The organism is Propionibacterium acidifaciens (assembly GCF_003798325.1).
In the GTDB taxonomy this organism is placed as follows: Bacteria; Actinomycetota; Actinomycetes; order Propionibacteriales; family Propionibacteriaceae; genus Propionibacterium; species Propionibacterium acidifaciens.
On record NZ_CP033719.1, the window covers coordinates 1868917 to 1883986 of the forward strand.

Sequence of the window (15070 nt, forward strand, 5' to 3'; positions counted from 1 at the left end):
ATGGCCGTCATGAAACAAAATCGTTTCTGGTTTCGCGGAGTGGGAGGCGTTCGAAGTCGTAGTCGAAGGAGCGTCCGGTGACGTATGAGGCGAACGCGCCGAAGGTTTCTTCGGGGGTCTCGCGCTGAATGTTCGCGATGTTGTTCTTGGCCGTGTTCCAGACGTGCTCGACCGGGTTGTGGTCCGGCGCATACGGCGGCAGATGAACCGGCGTGATGCGCTCCAACAGCCGGCCGGGCTCGTAGAGGCCGGTCAGCATCTTGGCGTGGTGGAACCGGGCGCCGCCCGGGACGACCGCGATCTTCTCGGTGCGGGTTTCACGTTGGAGTCGGTCCAGGGCGCCGATGATCTGTTCGGTGTTCTGGTTCCCCTCGATCGGATACAGCTTGACCTTTTTGCGGGTCAGGGAGAGGGCGCCGAAGAACGACTGGGCTGTTTTCTGCCGGTTCACGGACAGTTTGGTGCGTTGGCCTTTCGGGGGCCACGTGCGGCGGCTCTCGGCCTCGTGCTCCAGGCGCACCTCGTCTGCCGCATACACCTCCCAGCCGGCGTCCAACCGGGTCTTGACTTCGGTCTTCACCTCGGCCATGCGCCGGGTGATGGCCTGCTCGTCGCGGCGCTCGTCGAACGGGTCCGGCAGCTCGAGACTCAGCCCGCACAGGCGCAGGAGCAGCCGGTACGAAGAATCTGACTCGTACTCGACATCGAACAGGATCTTCACGACCTCACGCATCGCCGGGACGTCCCAGAACTCGGCATGAACACCGGACCGGGACGGCGGCCGGGCCAAGATGGCCTTGAGTTCTTCCTTCTGGGCGCGGGTGAGTTCCGCCGCGTTCTGGTTCCCCGCATGGCCGGTCAGCACCGAGCACATCCTGGTGGCCCGCCACTCGGCCAGCCATTCCTGCACCGTCTTCTCAGTGCGCTCAACCATCTCAGCGATGATGCTCACATCAACGCCACGGGAGGCGTACAGAATCGCTTCTGCTTTCATCCGCACCAGCACATAATTGTCGGAACGCTTCTTCCACCTGATCAGGACGTCGGTTTCTTCAGGAGTGACCTCAACCTGCATGTCCCGATCATGTTCGAAACAGCACAGGAAATCCACGAAAAATACGGTTTTGCTTCATGTCAGCCATAATCACGATCATTTCTCAATGCGCTTCATGTTGAAGCTGGTTACGGGTCAAAATTCACTCGACGCCTTGGTCAACTGCATGGCACATCATTCAGATAGACTCGGGCCATCATTGCACGCCTTGGCTCTTAATTGCGCGCATTAGACAGATGAGGGGGTATTTTGCAGTGAAGCCAAAATTAAAATTGGGACCAAAAAGCATAACATTACTTTTTTCCCCTACCGGGGTGATGTTTATTGAGCAGGGCTCCACCGCTCCACTGCCAGATAAATCGCGGCAGTCAGACATTTCGATCTTGAGTGCTACTGTATCACATCCATTCGAGAGCCATCTGGCTGGAGGTACCTCGGGAAAATCCGCTAACTCGACGTGAAGGAAAACCGTGGTCGGTAGGGCATCGAACTGGATTTTGCGGCAGGCCGCTCCCTCAAGACTTGCTGGTCGTTGCCCGAATACCTCTAAAAGACTTCGCGAGCGTCTTATATTTTTGGCCCACCAGTCACTTGGCGGTCGCATTTCATTTGATTGACTCATAATGCTCCTTTTGATTAAAATAATCAACCTCAACGAAGGCTGGTTTTAAATCGACAACACTGCACTTGGTGCATGTAACGCGGAAGACTGTTCCAAGCGCGGTCAGTGTGGCCTCGATCCGGGGACTGTTTTTTCACCCTGCACTCTCAAGGAGCGCTTCCAATTCGCTATCCCCGTGCAGTCGACATACACCTCTCCAGTGAATTTCAGGATGAAGCTCAACGCATTATATTTTGTCCCCTTGAGCATCGGATGGTCTGGGTTGACACTCAAAACATAAACCGGCATCTCCACAATACCTAAATCGGGGTGGATTGAAACTGTATCGCAGGCAGCAGAAAAAGTAGCACCATTCCCAGGGCGGTATATGTCTTTGAGTTGATCACCATCCGACAAAAATCTCAAGTCAATGTCAACTTCCATCTTCCCTCCAAGGATAATGTTTGTGCGTGCCATCCGGATTCCCATGTCTCGGACTCTGGGGGTCCCTCACATTAAAATGCTGTCCTACACGGCCATCATCATCAAAAACGTGGCCGGCTGCATGATCTTGGATCATAACGGGATCGTGACCTTGTCCAGTGTAATGATATTCGCGAGTCGAAATGGGCAGTCCATTGTCGTCGAGAATATGTCGATCAAACTTATCTGTCATATCCACGTTACTAACGAGAGAAGGTTGCTCTGACATAGGGACGCCGGCATCGCGCTTAGCACTTCGGAAAGCAGCGCTGCGGCTCTCGTACATGGGAACTTCCGACGACTCCGCTGCATCCCCAAGAACTTCGCAGGCTCCGTTTTCGCCTGTGAGTGGGTTTTGGTTGTTGTGGACGAGGATGGGTTGTCCGGTGGTGGTGGCCACGTGGTAGTTGTGGTGGCCGGTGATGGCGAGGTTGTGGACGGTCTCGGTTCGTCCGGTGGCCTGGATCGACACCACGGTGGTGGTGTGGCCGTCGGGGGTGTGAAGAATGTCGCCCTCGTGGAGGTCCGAGGCCGGTGTGTAGCCGCGGCCCTGGACGTGGAACGGGTGCGTGGCCGTGGTCTCGACGGTGCCGCTGGTGGTGGTGACCCGCAGGGTGGGGACCTTCTCGTGGGTGAAGGTCTGTTCCACGGTGGCGGGTTCGTCCTGGCCGGTGGCCGGGTTGTGGGCGAGGACCTGCTCGCCGGCCTGGACCTGGTCAATGCGCTTGGTCGAGCCGTCGGCCATGAGGACGGGGGTGTCGGGTGTGAAGCAGCCGTAGCGGGCGATGCCGGTGACGTGGGACAGGGCCCCGCCGGCGCCGCCGCCGAGGGCTCCTTCGACGGCGCCGGTGAGGATGTTCTTGCCGAGGCAGCTGGTCATGCCGGCGGTGGCTCTGGCGGCCGCGGCGGAGGCGCCGCCGCCGATGAGGCCGGTCGCGGCGCCGACGGCGCCGTCGCGCAGGACGGTGCCCCAGTCCACGGTGCCGTTGGCCGATTTCTGGGACCAGATGCTGCCGCCGGCGCTGGTGAGGGCGCCGGCCATCATCGCGGCGCCGATGGGCCCGCCGACGCCTGTGCACATGACCGCGACACCCGCTGCGACCATGGCGCCGGCGGCGATGTACTCCCAGTTGTCGGACAGCCAGTTCCCGGCCGCGCTCGCGGCGTTCTGCAGCATCCCGTTCGAGGCCTGCTGGTAGGCGCGCAGGTCGTCCTCGGACACCGGCCGCAGCCCGGACGGGTCGGTCAACCCGACCGGGTCGTTACCCGCGAACGAGTACGGGTTGGCCGCCCACGCGGCCCCGGTGACGGGTTCGAGGGGATCGGCCGACAGGAAACCCCTCGTGGCGGGGTCGTAGACCCGGGCGCCCCCAGCTCGTGACTGCCAGAAGGCACTATTCAGTTGTAAGAAACTGTTGCTCGAAAATATCGGCGGCTATCGACCTGCAGATCTCATGTAGGGTGGGATCATCTTTCAAGACATGCCCACCCCCAAGCAATCCTGATTTCCCCGCCGAGGTCGATGTCCAAGACCCCCATCGAAGACACGGAACAAGCCAAGAAGAGCGGCATCGGCTGCTTGGGCAGTACTCTTCTTCTCGTGAGCAGAGCGCGAAATACCGCTTGTCCAAGGGGGCAAGCGAGACTGGCGACCTTCTTCCCGGAGGGGATCCTCGATCAATCCGATGGTGCCCGGGATGATTTGCCTGCACACTCCTTCCATCAGCTTCACCCATGAGCCAATCAAAGCCATAATCAGTCACTGAGCTCCTCTGATCTCAGTCCATGGGTTTGTGGTTTTAAATCATCGACATCTTGGATAACAGATTGTGGCGTTCTTGAACCGGCTTCGCAACTTTGAGGCTTGTCCATGGGGATGGATCGCGATCATCAGCCCTGGCCGGAACACCCTCCATGGGTTCCGTGGGTAGGCTGCCATGTATGCCTCCTGCTAGTTGTTACTACGGGATACAGGTAAACCAGGAAAAGCTTCAACTGGACGCTTGATGGACAAACTTCCATGCTCTCTCAACGTTCAGACTGGCAAAGTCACACCCAAGGTGACATGCTGGCTTTCCACGTGGGAGCCGGGGCAAATCGAGCATCCGGACAGTCCACATGCTGGGAATGTCCGTCTATTCCAATTCGGCCTTGCTGAAAAGGGCCCGCGCGTCTTTGGGGCTGTCGACGAGTTGCTCAAGCAGGATTTTGAGCTTTTTGAGGGCTTCCATGTCGGTGCTGAAGACGAGGAGTTCTTGGGCGTCGGGGTCGAGCTCGACTCGGTCGGCCAGTTCGGGGGCTCGTTCATCGATCAGGACACGAGTCAAGGACGCCCAATCGTAACCGCTTCCCTCAGCACCCTCATCAGTCCGGGTCGCGAAAACCTCCTTCAGGCAGGCGCCGGCCTGGATCGTCAGACAACCCTGATCGTCACCAGCCTCGGGCTCTGGTCTGGTGAGTGTAGCAACCAGCCCTCTCGGGATCTGCCTCGGCGGCGGATACTGTACCACATCGGGCCACTGGCCAGCACCAGACAACAGATTCCCCAGTCGGATGCTCACGGCAACGTGCCCGAAACTCCCGCTTTCTGGGCCATCAGTGGGTTCGTCAGGGCGGATGAGCTCACGCCGAATCACTTTCGATGGATCATCAGGGTCATAGAAGACACGAACAGGCTTGACAGAACCTCTGGCCGTTTGCGTGAATACGGGCATGGGCCATGCATCCCGGTTCCAATCGTCAAGTTTCCCTAGAACCGGCCACTGCTCTTTCTTGAATCCCAGGTACCCAAAAATGCACACGAAGGCAGCATCCTCGGCGGTCAGGCCTTCCGCATCCGCCAGCACGGGCGGTTCCGGGTGGCGGGGTCCGAAGAAATACCCAAGCAACGCCGAAGACCTCGGCCGGCGCCTGGCTATAACACCCAACGCCCAGCCACCTCCCTTCACCGGGAGCCCGAACCAGTCCCCTTCGCCAAACCTTACAACCATCTAACTTCCCCCTTCATCGTGCTCCAAATGTTTGTTCGCTGCATCCATGTAGCTCTCACGGTTCTTGTTCTTCGGGCTGATCGGTCTCACCTTATTCAAACCGCCGTTGGAAGCCATCGCTTGTGGATTCTTGTCGTACACGATTTGCTCTAAACCACGTTGTTCTGCATAGTTATCTGTATAATGAACTGCATCAAACTGAAGGTTTTCTGTCACGCTGTTTCGCTGGTGTTCGCTTTGGCGTCTTGCCAGATCATTGGTCCGCCCCGTCCGAACAACCTCACCCGTATCCGGATCGCTCAAGGTATAGACACCGCCCCTGGGTAGATCATCGCCCTGAGTGCAAGCCGTATCATTGTGGACGAGGATGGGTTGTCCGGTGGTGGTGGCCACGTGGTATGGCTGTCATGAAACAAAATCGTTTCTGGTTTCGCGGAGTGGGAGGTGCTCGAAGTCGTAGTCGAAGGCGCGGCCGGTGATGTATGAGGCGAACGCGCCGAAGGTCTCTTCGGGGGTCTCGCGCTGGATGTTCGCGATGTTGCTCTTGGCCGCGTTCCAGACGTGCTCCACCGGATTGTGATCGGGCGCGTACGGCGGCAGATGAATCGGCATGATGCGCTCCAACAGCTGACCCGGCTCGTAGAGGCCGGCCAGCATCTTGGCGTGGTGGAATCGGGCGTTGTCGAGGACGACCGCGATCTTCTCTGCCTCGGTTTCGCGTTGGAGCAGGTCCAGCGCGAGGATCGTCTGCTCGGTGTTCCGGTTCACCTCGATCGGGTACAGTTTGACTTTTTTGCTGGTCAACGAGAGGGCGCCGGAGAACGACTGGGACGTCCTCTGCCGGTCCACGGACAGTTTGGTGCGTTGTCCTTTCGGGAGCCACATGCGGCGGGTCTCGGCCTCGTGCTCCAAGCGGACCTCGTCCGCCGTGTAGACCTCCCAGCCTTGGTCCAACAAGCTTTTGACTTGGGTTTTCACCTCGGTCATGCGCCGGGTGACGGCTTTCTCGTTGCGGTGCTCATCGAACGGGTCGGGCAGTTTGAAGCTCAGCCCGCACAAGCGCAGGAGCAGCTGATACGAAGAATCCGCCTGGTACTCGACATCGAACAGGATCTTCACGACCTCACGTATCGCCGGGACGTCCCAGAACTCGGCGCGGGAACCCGCCTGGGAGGGCGGCTGGGCCAGGATGGTCTCGAGTTCCTGCTTCCGGGCGCGGGCGAGTTCCGCCGCGTCCCGGTTCCCCGCATGCCCGGCCGGGACCGAGCACATCCGCGTGGCCCGCCACTCGGCCGGCCATTCCTGCACGACCCTCTCGGCCCGCTCGACCATTTCAGCGATGATGCCTACGTCGACGCCACGGGAGGCGTACAGGACCGCCTCGGCCTTCATCCGCACCAGCACACGATTGTCGGAACGCCTCCTCCACCCGACCAGGACGGCGGTCTCCTTCCGGGGCGACCCCGACCCGCACGCCCCCACCGCATCCGAAACAGCACAGGAAACCCACGGAAAACACGATTTCGTTTCATGCCAACCTATCTTCAAGCTGCACTATTCTGCAGTATGCAGCTTGTCATAATCTAGAGAATGTGTGGATTGTACTTGGGAAATCGGGGGGGAAGATCGGCACGATGATATCCTTGCGCAATAATCTGTACATGAACTCAGTGACACCCATGTCATAGAAACACCATTCCGGGGCGCGACTATCCATGATCACAACACATCCCCCAGTGCCAGATGGCATCCAATAACAAACATCACCATTATCCGTCATGGCCCATACTAGGAGATCATCGATCGATTCGATGCGATCTGGCAGCCGTTCTCCACTGGCGTTGACTGTATGCAGAGCGTCGCGTTGCGCACGAGTCTGAAAGCGAGCATCCAAGTATTTGTTTTCATTATTCAATGACAAGAGATAAAGAAAGTCATCAAAATACCCCGGGCCATAGGTGTTGACAAGGGTGGTATAACTTTCCGGAAATTCACCACTGTCGTCCTGTGTTGAACCGTTTGAAATATTGTGGGCATTACTCGGCGGGACTATCTTGACGAGTTCATTCAACCATTCCATGCTATTTACCTCCATTTAAAATGGATACACCTAAATTGAGGCCGTTCGATCCGTCTGCCGTAAGTGTCACCCCTCGAGGTACCAGATCATCGCCCTTGTATATAGGAGTTGACGTATAATCAACCTCTGCGCCTGCGTCAAGTGCTTTTCTGACTTGGTTTTCATATCCACGCATCACAGGGGTGTTGGTGGGATTTTGAGTCAGGGTAACAACATTTCTTGGATTGGTTCCATCTCCACCAAGCTGTGCTCCTAAGAGATGCCCCCTGGCCTGACCTGCGGAACCGCCCTCAAATCCTGGAGGCTTGAGACTCGGCGGAACCTTGCTGCCAGTTCCGACCATGTCGGGCGTAAGATGCGCCGTGACCCCCGTTGGCCTTTCAAGATCATCCAATTCCCCCATATTCACTGAACCCTGACCGGTCACTTCGCATCCGTTGTTGTGGACGAGGATGGGTTGTCCGGTGGTGGTGGCCACGTGGTAGTTGTGGTGGCCGGTGATGGCGAGGTTGTGGACGGTTTCGGCTCGTCCGGTGGCCTGGATCGACACCACGGTGGTGGTGTGGCCGTCGGGGGTGTGAAGAATGTCGCCCTCGTGGAGGTCCGAGGCCGGTGTGTAGCCGCGGCCCTGGACGTGGAACGGGTGCGTGGCCGTGGTCTCGACGGTGCCGCTGGTGGTGGTGACCCGCAGGGTGGGGACCTTCTCGTGGGTGAAGGTCTGTTCCACGGTGGCGGGTTCGTCCTGGCCGGTGGCCGGGTTGTGGGCGAGGACCTGCTCGCCGGCCTGGACCTGGTCAATGCGCTTGGTCGAGCCGTCGGCCATGAGGACGGGGGTGTCGGGTGTGAAGCAGCCGTAGCGGGCGATGCCGGTGACGTGGGACAGGGCCCCGCCGGCGCCGCCGCCGAGGGCTCCTTGGCCTGCGCCTTGGCCGACGGCCCGGGCGAACCCGGCCGCCGTGACGGGCTGGCCGCCGGTCAGGTATTGGAGGCCGTTGCCGGCGCCGCCGTCGATGGCTCCTTCGACGGCGCCGGTGAGGATGTTCTTGCCGAGGCAGCTGGTCATGCCGGCGGTGGCTCTGGCGGCCGCGGCGGAGGCGCCGCCGCCGATGAGGCCGGTCGCGGCGCCGACGGCGCCGTCGCGCAGGACGGTGCCCCAGTCCACGGTGCCGTTGGCCGATTTCTGGGACCAGATGCTGCCGCCGGCGCTGGTGAGGGCGCCGGCCATCATCGCGGCGCCGATGGGCCCGCCGACGCCTGTGCACATGACCGCGACACCCGCTGCGACCATGGCGCCGGCGGCGATGTACTCCCAGTTGTCGGACAGCCAGTTCCCGGCCGCGCTCGCGGCGTTCTGCAGCATCCCGTTCGAGGCCTGCTGGTAGGCGCGCAGGTCGTCCTCGGACACCGGCCGCAGCCCGGACGGGTCGGTCAACCCGACCGGGTCGTTACCCGCGAACGAGTACGGGTTGGCCGCCCACGCGGCCCCGGTGACGGGTTCGAGGGGATCGGCCGACAGGAACGCCCTCGTGGCGGGATCGTAGACCCGGGCGCCCATCCAGCCGAGGCCCGCGGCCTGCAGGGTCCCGTCGGCGCCGATCCCGACGTCCGCCGCCCCGGGCCCTGCGTCAGTCATGGCGCCGGGTTCGGGGGCTGCGGGCGCGGCCCGGCCGGCGGCGGTGGGGGCTTGTTCCCAGAGCCTGCTCTGGAGGGCTTCGGGGCCTGCCAGCAGGCCGGGGGTCTGGGCGGCGGGCCCGTCGGTGTCGGGCACGAGCCACACCGTGTCGTCGCCGCCCGTCCGGGTGGTGAGGGCGGTGGCGGCGAGGGCGTCGGTGATGGTTCGGGCGCCGATCTGGGCGAGCGCGGGCCAGGCGGCGGCGGTGTCCCAGTGGACGGGCTGGTCTCCTGCGGCGGCGAGCAGACCGCCGGCGTCGACGTGGAGCCGGGTGCGGCGGGCCCGGACCTGGTCGCCGTGGCGGCTGACGCGGGTGACCTGGGCCAGGAAACCGCGCGGATCCCAGTCGAAGAGGCGTTCCCCGTCGGGCCCGGTCTCGCGGACGCGGCGCCCGGACGGGTCGTAGTCATAGGTCAGGCGCGTGCCGTCGGGGCAGCGGGTCCAGACCAGCTGGCCGGCCCGGTCGTAGCCGTGACGGGTCGTCTGGCCGTCGCAGGTCTCGGCGACCAGCCGCCCTCCGGTGTCCCACTCGTAGCTGGTGCGGGTGCCCTCGCTCGTGACCGCCCCGGTCAACTGCCCGGCCCGGTCATAGGCGTACTCGGTGCGCAGCCCGTCGCGCACGTCGGCCGTGACGCGCCCGTCCCGGTCGCGTTCGACACGGGTCTGCTGGATGAAACCGCGCCGGTTCACCCGGTTCGCGACCACGGCGCCGTCGTGCCAGGTCCAGGTGGCGTCCAGCCCGGGCCCGTGCACGCCGACGACCCGGCCGAGCCGGTCGCGGTCGATCCGCACCCGGCCGAGCCCCGGCCGGACGATCGCGGCGAGCCGGTTGTTCGCGTCGTACTCGTACCCGGTACTACTGCCGTCGGGCAGGTGCATGCCGGTGCGCCGCCCGCCGATGTCGTAGCTGTAGGACACGCCGACACCGTCACGCAGCCGCCGGACGAGGTTGCCCTGGGTGTCCCAGGCGGTCTCGACCCGCTCGCCGTCGGCGCTGGTCCAGGTGAGGGTACGGGCCGCGAAGTCCCGCTCCACCCTGGTCAGCAGCCGCCCGTCGGCCAGGGTGCGCTCCAGCCGGCCGGTCCGGTCGTAGCACCACTCCAGACGCCGCCCGCCCGCATCGGTGCGGGACGTGAGCCGGCCTGTCTTGTCGTAGCCGTAGGTGGTGGTCCTGCCGAGGGGGTCGGTCCGGGAGACCAGCCGGCCCATCGGGTCGAACACCCGCTCGCTGCGGGCCCCGGTCGTGTCGACGGTCGCGACCTGCCGGCCCGCCTCGTTGTACTCGAACCGGGTGACCCGGCCCAGCGCGTCGGCGGCCCAGACCAGCTGGCCCGCCTCGTCGTAACCGAACCTGCGCCGCCCGTTCCACCGGTCACGCACCCACACGATCCGGCCGCACCGGTCGTAGCCGAATCGCACCACCCCGCGGCCGGGCTGACGGCGCGCCACGATCCGCCCGCACGCGTCGAACCGGGTGGACACGGTCTCCCCGGTCGGCCAGACCTCCCCGACGATCCGCGAATCCGCGTCATGGACGATCTCGTAACGGTCCCCGCCGGTGCTGACCGTCGCGGCCCAGCGCCCGCACTCGTCCCACTCGTACCGGTACGACCTGCCGGTGGGCTGGGTCACCTCGACCACCCGGCCCGCCGCGTCCCGTCCGAACCGGGTCGTCGCCCCGGCCGCGTCCATCGTCTCGACCAGCCGCCCGCACAGGTCGTACCGGTTCACCCGGGTGCCACCATCGGGCCCCGTGACCGACATCAACCGGCCCAACCGGTCGTACACCGCGGCCGCATCATCACCGCCATCGGTGACGGCCACCGGGGCGCCGAAGGGCCCGCGGGCCACCCGCCGTTCAACACCGGTCGGGTCGGTCGTGGCGGCCAGCATGCCGTCGGGCCCGTACCCCATGGCCCACTCGCCGCCGCCGCCATCACGCATGCCGGTCAGACGCGACAGGCCGTCGTAGCCGAACTCCCACGTCGAACCGTCCGGCAGCTCCACCGCCGCCAGGTTCCCCAGACCGTCACAACGCTCGCCCACGACCCGGCCCAGCGGATCCGTCGTCCGCTCCCGCTCACCATGGTCGCCGTGCTCGATCAGCGTGCGCCCGCCCTCGGGGTCCACCACCGCCGTCAAGCGGCCCGCGGCCGTGTACTCGAACCGCGTCCGGGCCCCGTCCGGATCCGTCCGCGCGGCCAGACGCCCACCCGGGTCGTAGACGAACTCGGTGCGGTGCCCCAGCGGAGTGACCGCCGCGGTGACCCGCCCGGCCCGGTCATGCTCCAGCCGGGCCGTGCTGCCCGCCGCGTCCGTCGAGGTCACCAGGTCGCCGTGCTCGTCATAGCCGAAACGCACCCGCACCCCGGTGGGGTCGGTGACCTGCATCAGCAGCCCGCCGCGCCACACCATGGACGTGACACCGCCCTCGGCATCCACCACCCGGCACGGCCTGCGCTGGCCCGCCTCGTACTCGTAGCTGGTCACCGCAACCCGGCCCGCAGCCCCACCGGCAACGCCGCCGGTGCCGCCGGTGGTGTCGTCGTTGTCGGCGCCGGTCACGCGGGTGCGCACGAGCCGGTCCAGCCCGTCCCACTCCTGGTCGACCCTGGCGCCCGAGGGAAGACGCCGCGTCACCAGACGGCCCCGCCCGTCGTACACCGACACCGTCTCGGCCCCGTCCCGGCCGCGCACCAGCACCGGGTTCCCGTGCCGGTCGTAGCCGGTGGACTGACGACGCCCGTCGGCGTCCACCAGGCCCACCAGGCGGCCGTTGCGGTCATGGATCCACGTGTTGCCCCGCGAACCGTCCTCGTCACTGGTGACGGTGACACCGCCGGACAGGTACGCGTACCGGGTGATGCGCCCGAAACGCGAACGCTGCCGCGACACCCGGCCCCGCTCGTCGTAGTTGTTGGTGACCTCGACGACACCGTCGGCGTCGATGACCGACTCGATCAGCCCCGCCCCGTTCCACCGGTAGTGCCGCGCCCCGCCGCCACCACGGGCCTCGACCAGGCGCCCGGACCCGTCATAGACGTAGTCGACCCGACGGCCGTCATCGGCCACCACCGCGCTCACGCGCCCCCCGACACCAGCACCGGCATCGTCACCGCCGCCTGCGGTGTCGCCGCCGACGGTGTCGTCCCACACGACGTCGAGGGCCCGGCCCCACTCGTGCGTCAGCCGCACCAGACGCCCCTGCCGGTCGTACGACAACTCGACACCGGTGCCCTCGCCCTCACTGGTGCTGCGCACCCGTCCCGCCGCATCGACCCGCCACACCAGACCCCACGACGAGGACACCCGCCAGCCGCCGCCGGGCACCGCGGCCAGCCACAGGTTCTCCCCGGCAGCCCGGCCCCAGCCGTCGCCCAGACGCGGGAACACGATCACCCGGCCGTCGAACAACCGCAGCCTCGCGCCCTCCCCGTCAACCGTCAACCCGGCCTCGCACCACGACGACCAGCCCGGCCCGAAACCCCCGACCCCCGGGTTCAACGCGCTGTACGACCGCCGCCACGACAGGCCCCCGGCCGGCCCGGCGAACCCCAGGTCGTCCTCGACCTCCACGAAATTACCGGTGAACGCGTTCACCGGATCATCCGCATAACCCGTCGTCGGAGGCGAACCATAGGCCGTGGGCGGATCAACCCGCAGATCCTCCCGGCCCGCCTGCACCCCCGCAGCCGCCAACGAGGCCTCGATCGCCGCATCCGGCACGGCCGCCACGCCATCCCCGGCGCCGGCCGCCTCGAACGCGCCCGCCACCACATCGGCCCACTTCGCGTCGTTCTCGTTCTGCTCCAACCACGAACCCAACGCCCCGATCACGCTCGACGCGTCCAACGTCGCCCACGAACACGCCTCCGCGAAATCATCACAATGGCCCGTCAGGGTCCCGGCCGTCCCCGACAACTCGCCGTCGGCCGCCCTCGAACTCGACGCGAAACCCCGCAGATTCGACGGGCTCCCGCTCGACACCCCGCCCGACGGCCCCGAACCCGTCAACTCCTGACGCGCCGCAGGAGCAGCCGCCGCCACCGACTCCGACGCCGACGAATCCCTCTCATCGTCGGAGATCTCCTCGAACGGCGGCTCCTCACCACCAGTGAACCTGTCGACGAACTTCTCGACCCTGTTCCGGTCGGCCTGCCGCTGCGCCCACTCCCGGGCCTGCCGGCGCCGGTCGTTCTCCGCCCGCGCCTTCTCGTCCAGGGTCGTGACCCTGGACGCCACCAGACGCAGATTCGACACGATCTCGTCCAGGTCGCCCAGCTGCGTCGTCCCGTTCTCGCCGAACAACGCCGAGTAATAACCCTGGAAATCGATCAGTCCGCCCGAACGGTAACCCGCCCGCGACCCCCGCTGGCCCTCCACCGCCGTCGCCGCGGCCCGGAACGCCGCCTCCAACGACGCCGACACGTCGAAGTCATAATCGACATCCGGCATGCCCCTCAAACCGTCGAGATTCGCCTCGTCAACCTTCACCGCAACGCCTTTCCACAAAGGGGGTGGCCCCCAACGCCGGGGGCAGTGGAACAACGCACCACGAGATCGACCACGACGAGATCGACCACGACCGCGCTCCCCGACACGCTACCCACAAGCAACAACACCGGTCAACCCACAACCCGGACCCCGAACCGCGGCCACCCCCGCCCCCGTGGAACCACGCCGATACGCCCGGCGGAACGCCGTTGGATCCGCTGGCCGCCCCGCGCCCGCGGAGCCACGTTGGATGGGGAGGAAGGGGAGAGGGTGCACTCGGAGGGGGAGTGGCCGCCCCCGCGCCCGCGAAGCCACGATCGAGCAGGACGGGAGCCGTCGGCGCCTCAACCGCTCCCGACGCCCCCGGACGCCACGGCGGCGCCCTGCGTCGGCGTGGGGCGGCCTTCAAGATCGACGGGGCGCTGAAGTCGTTCGAGCGACGCCCCGCGTCCCCGCGGGACGGCCCCACCGGGACGCGGAGGGCGCTTCGGGCGCGGCGGCGTCCCCGCGTCGGCGTGAGGCGTGCCCCGGTCCGAGGCGACGAGGCCGGTCCCGTCCTGCGCGGCGCCCCGCGCTCGCCTCGTCGGATCCTCGGAGCGGCCGTCGGGTCGTCGGCGAACTATTATTACAATCATCCTGTAATTAATTGAGCACGGCGGCCCCGGCCGCCCGACCGGAGGAGACCGACATGGCCGACCTGCCCATCACCGAGACCCATCACGACTGCGGCTGCGGCGGGCGCGCCGCCGAGGAGCCCGAGCTCGACGCCACCCGGATCCCGCACGAGATCCGTCACGCCGCCATCCTCGGCGCCCTCCGGGGCATCGGCGCGGGTGGTTCGATGGTCCTCGTCGCCCCGCACGACCCGCTGCCGCTGCTCGCCCAGATCGACGACTCCTGGCCGGGCGTCTTCGTCCGCGAGTACGTCCAGGCGGGCCCCGACGCCTGGAGGATCCGCTTCACCCGCAGGGCCTGACCCCGATGGCCGGCATCCCCCGTGCGCGCCGCGCCGCCGCGCCCCCGCCCGAGCCGACCGGTGCGGCGCGCGAGCGCGTCGTGTCGGCGCTCCTGGGGGCGCCCGGCCCGCTGCCCATCGACGACATCGCCGCGGGCGCGGGCATGCCCTCCACCACGGTGCGCTTCCACCTGAACCGTCTCGTCGAGGAGGGCGTCGTCGCCGCCGCCAGGGCGGGCGCGGCCGGTCGGGGCCGTCCCCGCATGCTCTACGCCGCCACCGACAAGGCCTTCAGCGCCGGCCCGCAGAACGACCGGCTGCTCGCCGACGTCCTCATCCATCACCTCGTGCGCGAGAGCGACGACCCGGCGGGCGCCGCCGAGCGGGCCGGGCGCGGGTGGGCCGAGGAGGTGCTCGAGCCGGGGGCCGTGGCCCCCGGCGACGGCGCCGACGACCCGGCCCGCCTGATGAGGCTGCTCGACGACTGGGGATTCTCGCCCGTCATGGCCGACGGCCCCGGCGCCGAGGACGGCGACCGGAGGACCATCGAGCTGTGCCGCTGCCCCTTCGCCCACGGCGTCGAGCAGCAGCCCGACGCCGTCTGCCCGGTGCACCGCGGGATCGCCGCCGGCGTGCTCGAACGGCTCGGCGGCGCCTGGCGGGTGGTCGACCTCGTGCCGCACAGCCCGCCCGGGCGGTGCTCGCTCACCTGCCGCCGGGCCGGCCGCTGAGGCCGCGTCC

General features: G+C 65.9%; 11 protein-coding genes and 1 pseudogene. 2 read left to right on the forward strand and 10 right to left on the reverse strand.

Features of this window, described 5'->3' with window-relative positions; genetic code table 11:
• Positions 1-7: 7 nt before the first annotated feature.
• From EGX94_RS07875 to EGX94_RS07925, 10 genes and pseudogenes are all read right to left on the reverse strand, one after another.
• Positions 8-1075 (reverse strand): IS630 family transposase, encoded by a 1068-nt coding sequence (locus EGX94_RS07875; protein ID WP_081707272.1) that lies wholly within the window; start codon positions 1073-1075, stop codon positions 8-10.
• Between the two features lie 175 nt (positions 1076-1250).
• On the reverse strand, positions 1251-1676 hold the full coding sequence (locus EGX94_RS07880) for a hypothetical protein (RefSeq protein ID WP_123826145.1): 426 nt from the start codon (positions 1674-1676) through the stop codon (positions 1251-1253).
• A 102-nt stretch (positions 1677-1778) separates the two neighbouring features.
• Entirely contained in the window at positions 1779-2099 is a 321-nt protein-coding gene (locus EGX94_RS07885) for a hypothetical protein (protein ID WP_123826147.1), read from the reverse strand.
• Positions 2089-3360, reverse strand: coding sequence for a polymorphic toxin-type HINT domain-containing protein (locus EGX94_RS13430; RefSeq protein ID WP_192962634.1), 1272 nt, complete (start codon positions 3358-3360; stop codon positions 2089-2091). Before EGX94_RS13430 ends, EGX94_RS07885 begins: the two co-directional genes overlap by 11 nt.
• Before the next feature lie 66 nt (positions 3361-3426).
• Positions 3427-3567: pseudogene (locus tag EGX94_RS14365) on the reverse strand (hypothetical protein); the annotation flags it as partial.
• A 706-nt stretch (positions 3568-4273) separates the two neighbouring features.
• The gene (locus tag EGX94_RS07905; protein ID WP_081707271.1) at positions 4274-5128 is read right to left on the reverse strand and encodes an Imm51 family immunity protein; all 855 of its coding nucleotides are present in this window, start codon (positions 5126-5128) and stop codon (positions 4274-4276) included.
• A complete protein-coding gene (locus tag EGX94_RS07910) occupies positions 5129-5521 on the reverse strand; it encodes a GIY-YIG nuclease family protein (protein ID WP_021796345.1) in 393 nt (130 codons plus the stop codon).
• A 12-nt stretch (positions 5522-5533) separates the two neighbouring features.
• Positions 5534-6520, reverse strand: coding sequence for an IS630 family transposase (locus tag EGX94_RS07915; RefSeq protein ID WP_123826149.1), 987 nt, complete (start codon positions 6518-6520; stop codon positions 5534-5536).
• Between the two features lie 184 nt (positions 6521-6704).
• Entirely contained in the window at positions 6705-7199 is a 495-nt protein-coding gene (locus EGX94_RS07920; RefSeq protein ID WP_123826151.1) for a hypothetical protein, read from the reverse strand.
• Positions 7200-7209: 10 nt separating this feature from the next.
• The gene (locus EGX94_RS07925; RefSeq protein WP_021796344.1) at positions 7210-13374 is read right to left on the reverse strand and encodes a DNA/RNA non-specific endonuclease; all 6165 of its coding nucleotides are present in this window, start codon (positions 13372-13374) and stop codon (positions 7210-7212) included.
• Positions 13375-14062: 688 nt separating this feature from the next.
• On the opposite strand from EGX94_RS07925, the gene EGX94_RS07930 reads away from it, so the two are divergent.
• Positions 14063-14350, forward strand: coding sequence for a DUF2249 domain-containing protein (locus EGX94_RS07930; RefSeq protein WP_021796327.1), 288 nt, complete (start codon positions 14063-14065; stop codon positions 14348-14350).
• 5 nt (positions 14351-14355) lie between these two features.
• The gene (locus EGX94_RS07935) at positions 14356-15060 is read left to right on the forward strand and encodes a helix-turn-helix transcriptional regulator (protein WP_123826153.1); all 705 of its coding nucleotides are present in this window, start codon (positions 14356-14358) and stop codon (positions 15058-15060) included.
• Positions 15061-15070: the final 10 nt, after the last annotated feature.

What these genes read in the sequence shown, in the direction of transcription:
- EGX94_RS07885 (WP_123826147.1), bottom strand. Translation starts at nt 2,099, where the DNA reads ATGGAAGTTGACATTGACTTGAGATTTTTGTCGGATGGTGATCAACTC.
- EGX94_RS07905 (WP_081707271.1), bottom strand. Translation starts at nt 5,128, where the DNA reads ATGGTTGTAAGGTTTGGCGAAGGGGACTGGTTCGGGCTCCCGGTGAAG.
- EGX94_RS07915 (WP_123826149.1), bottom strand. Translation starts at nt 6,520, where the DNA reads ATGAAGGCCGAGGCGGTCCTGTACGCCTCCCGTGGCGTCGACGTAGGC.
- EGX94_RS07880 (WP_123826145.1), bottom strand. Translation starts at nt 1,676, where the DNA reads ATGAGTCAATCAAATGAAATGCGACCGCCAAGTGACTGGTGGGCCAAA.
- EGX94_RS07935 (WP_123826153.1), top strand. Translation starts at nt 14,356, where the DNA reads ATGGCCGGCATCCCCCGTGCGCGCCGCGCCGCCGCGCCCCCGCCCGAG.
- EGX94_RS07875 (WP_081707272.1), bottom strand. Translation starts at nt 1,075, where the DNA reads ATGCAGGTTGAGGTCACTCCTGAAGAAACCGACGTCCTGATCAGGTGG.
- EGX94_RS07930 (WP_021796327.1), top strand. Translation starts at nt 14,063, where the DNA reads ATGGCCGACCTGCCCATCACCGAGACCCATCACGACTGCGGCTGCGGC.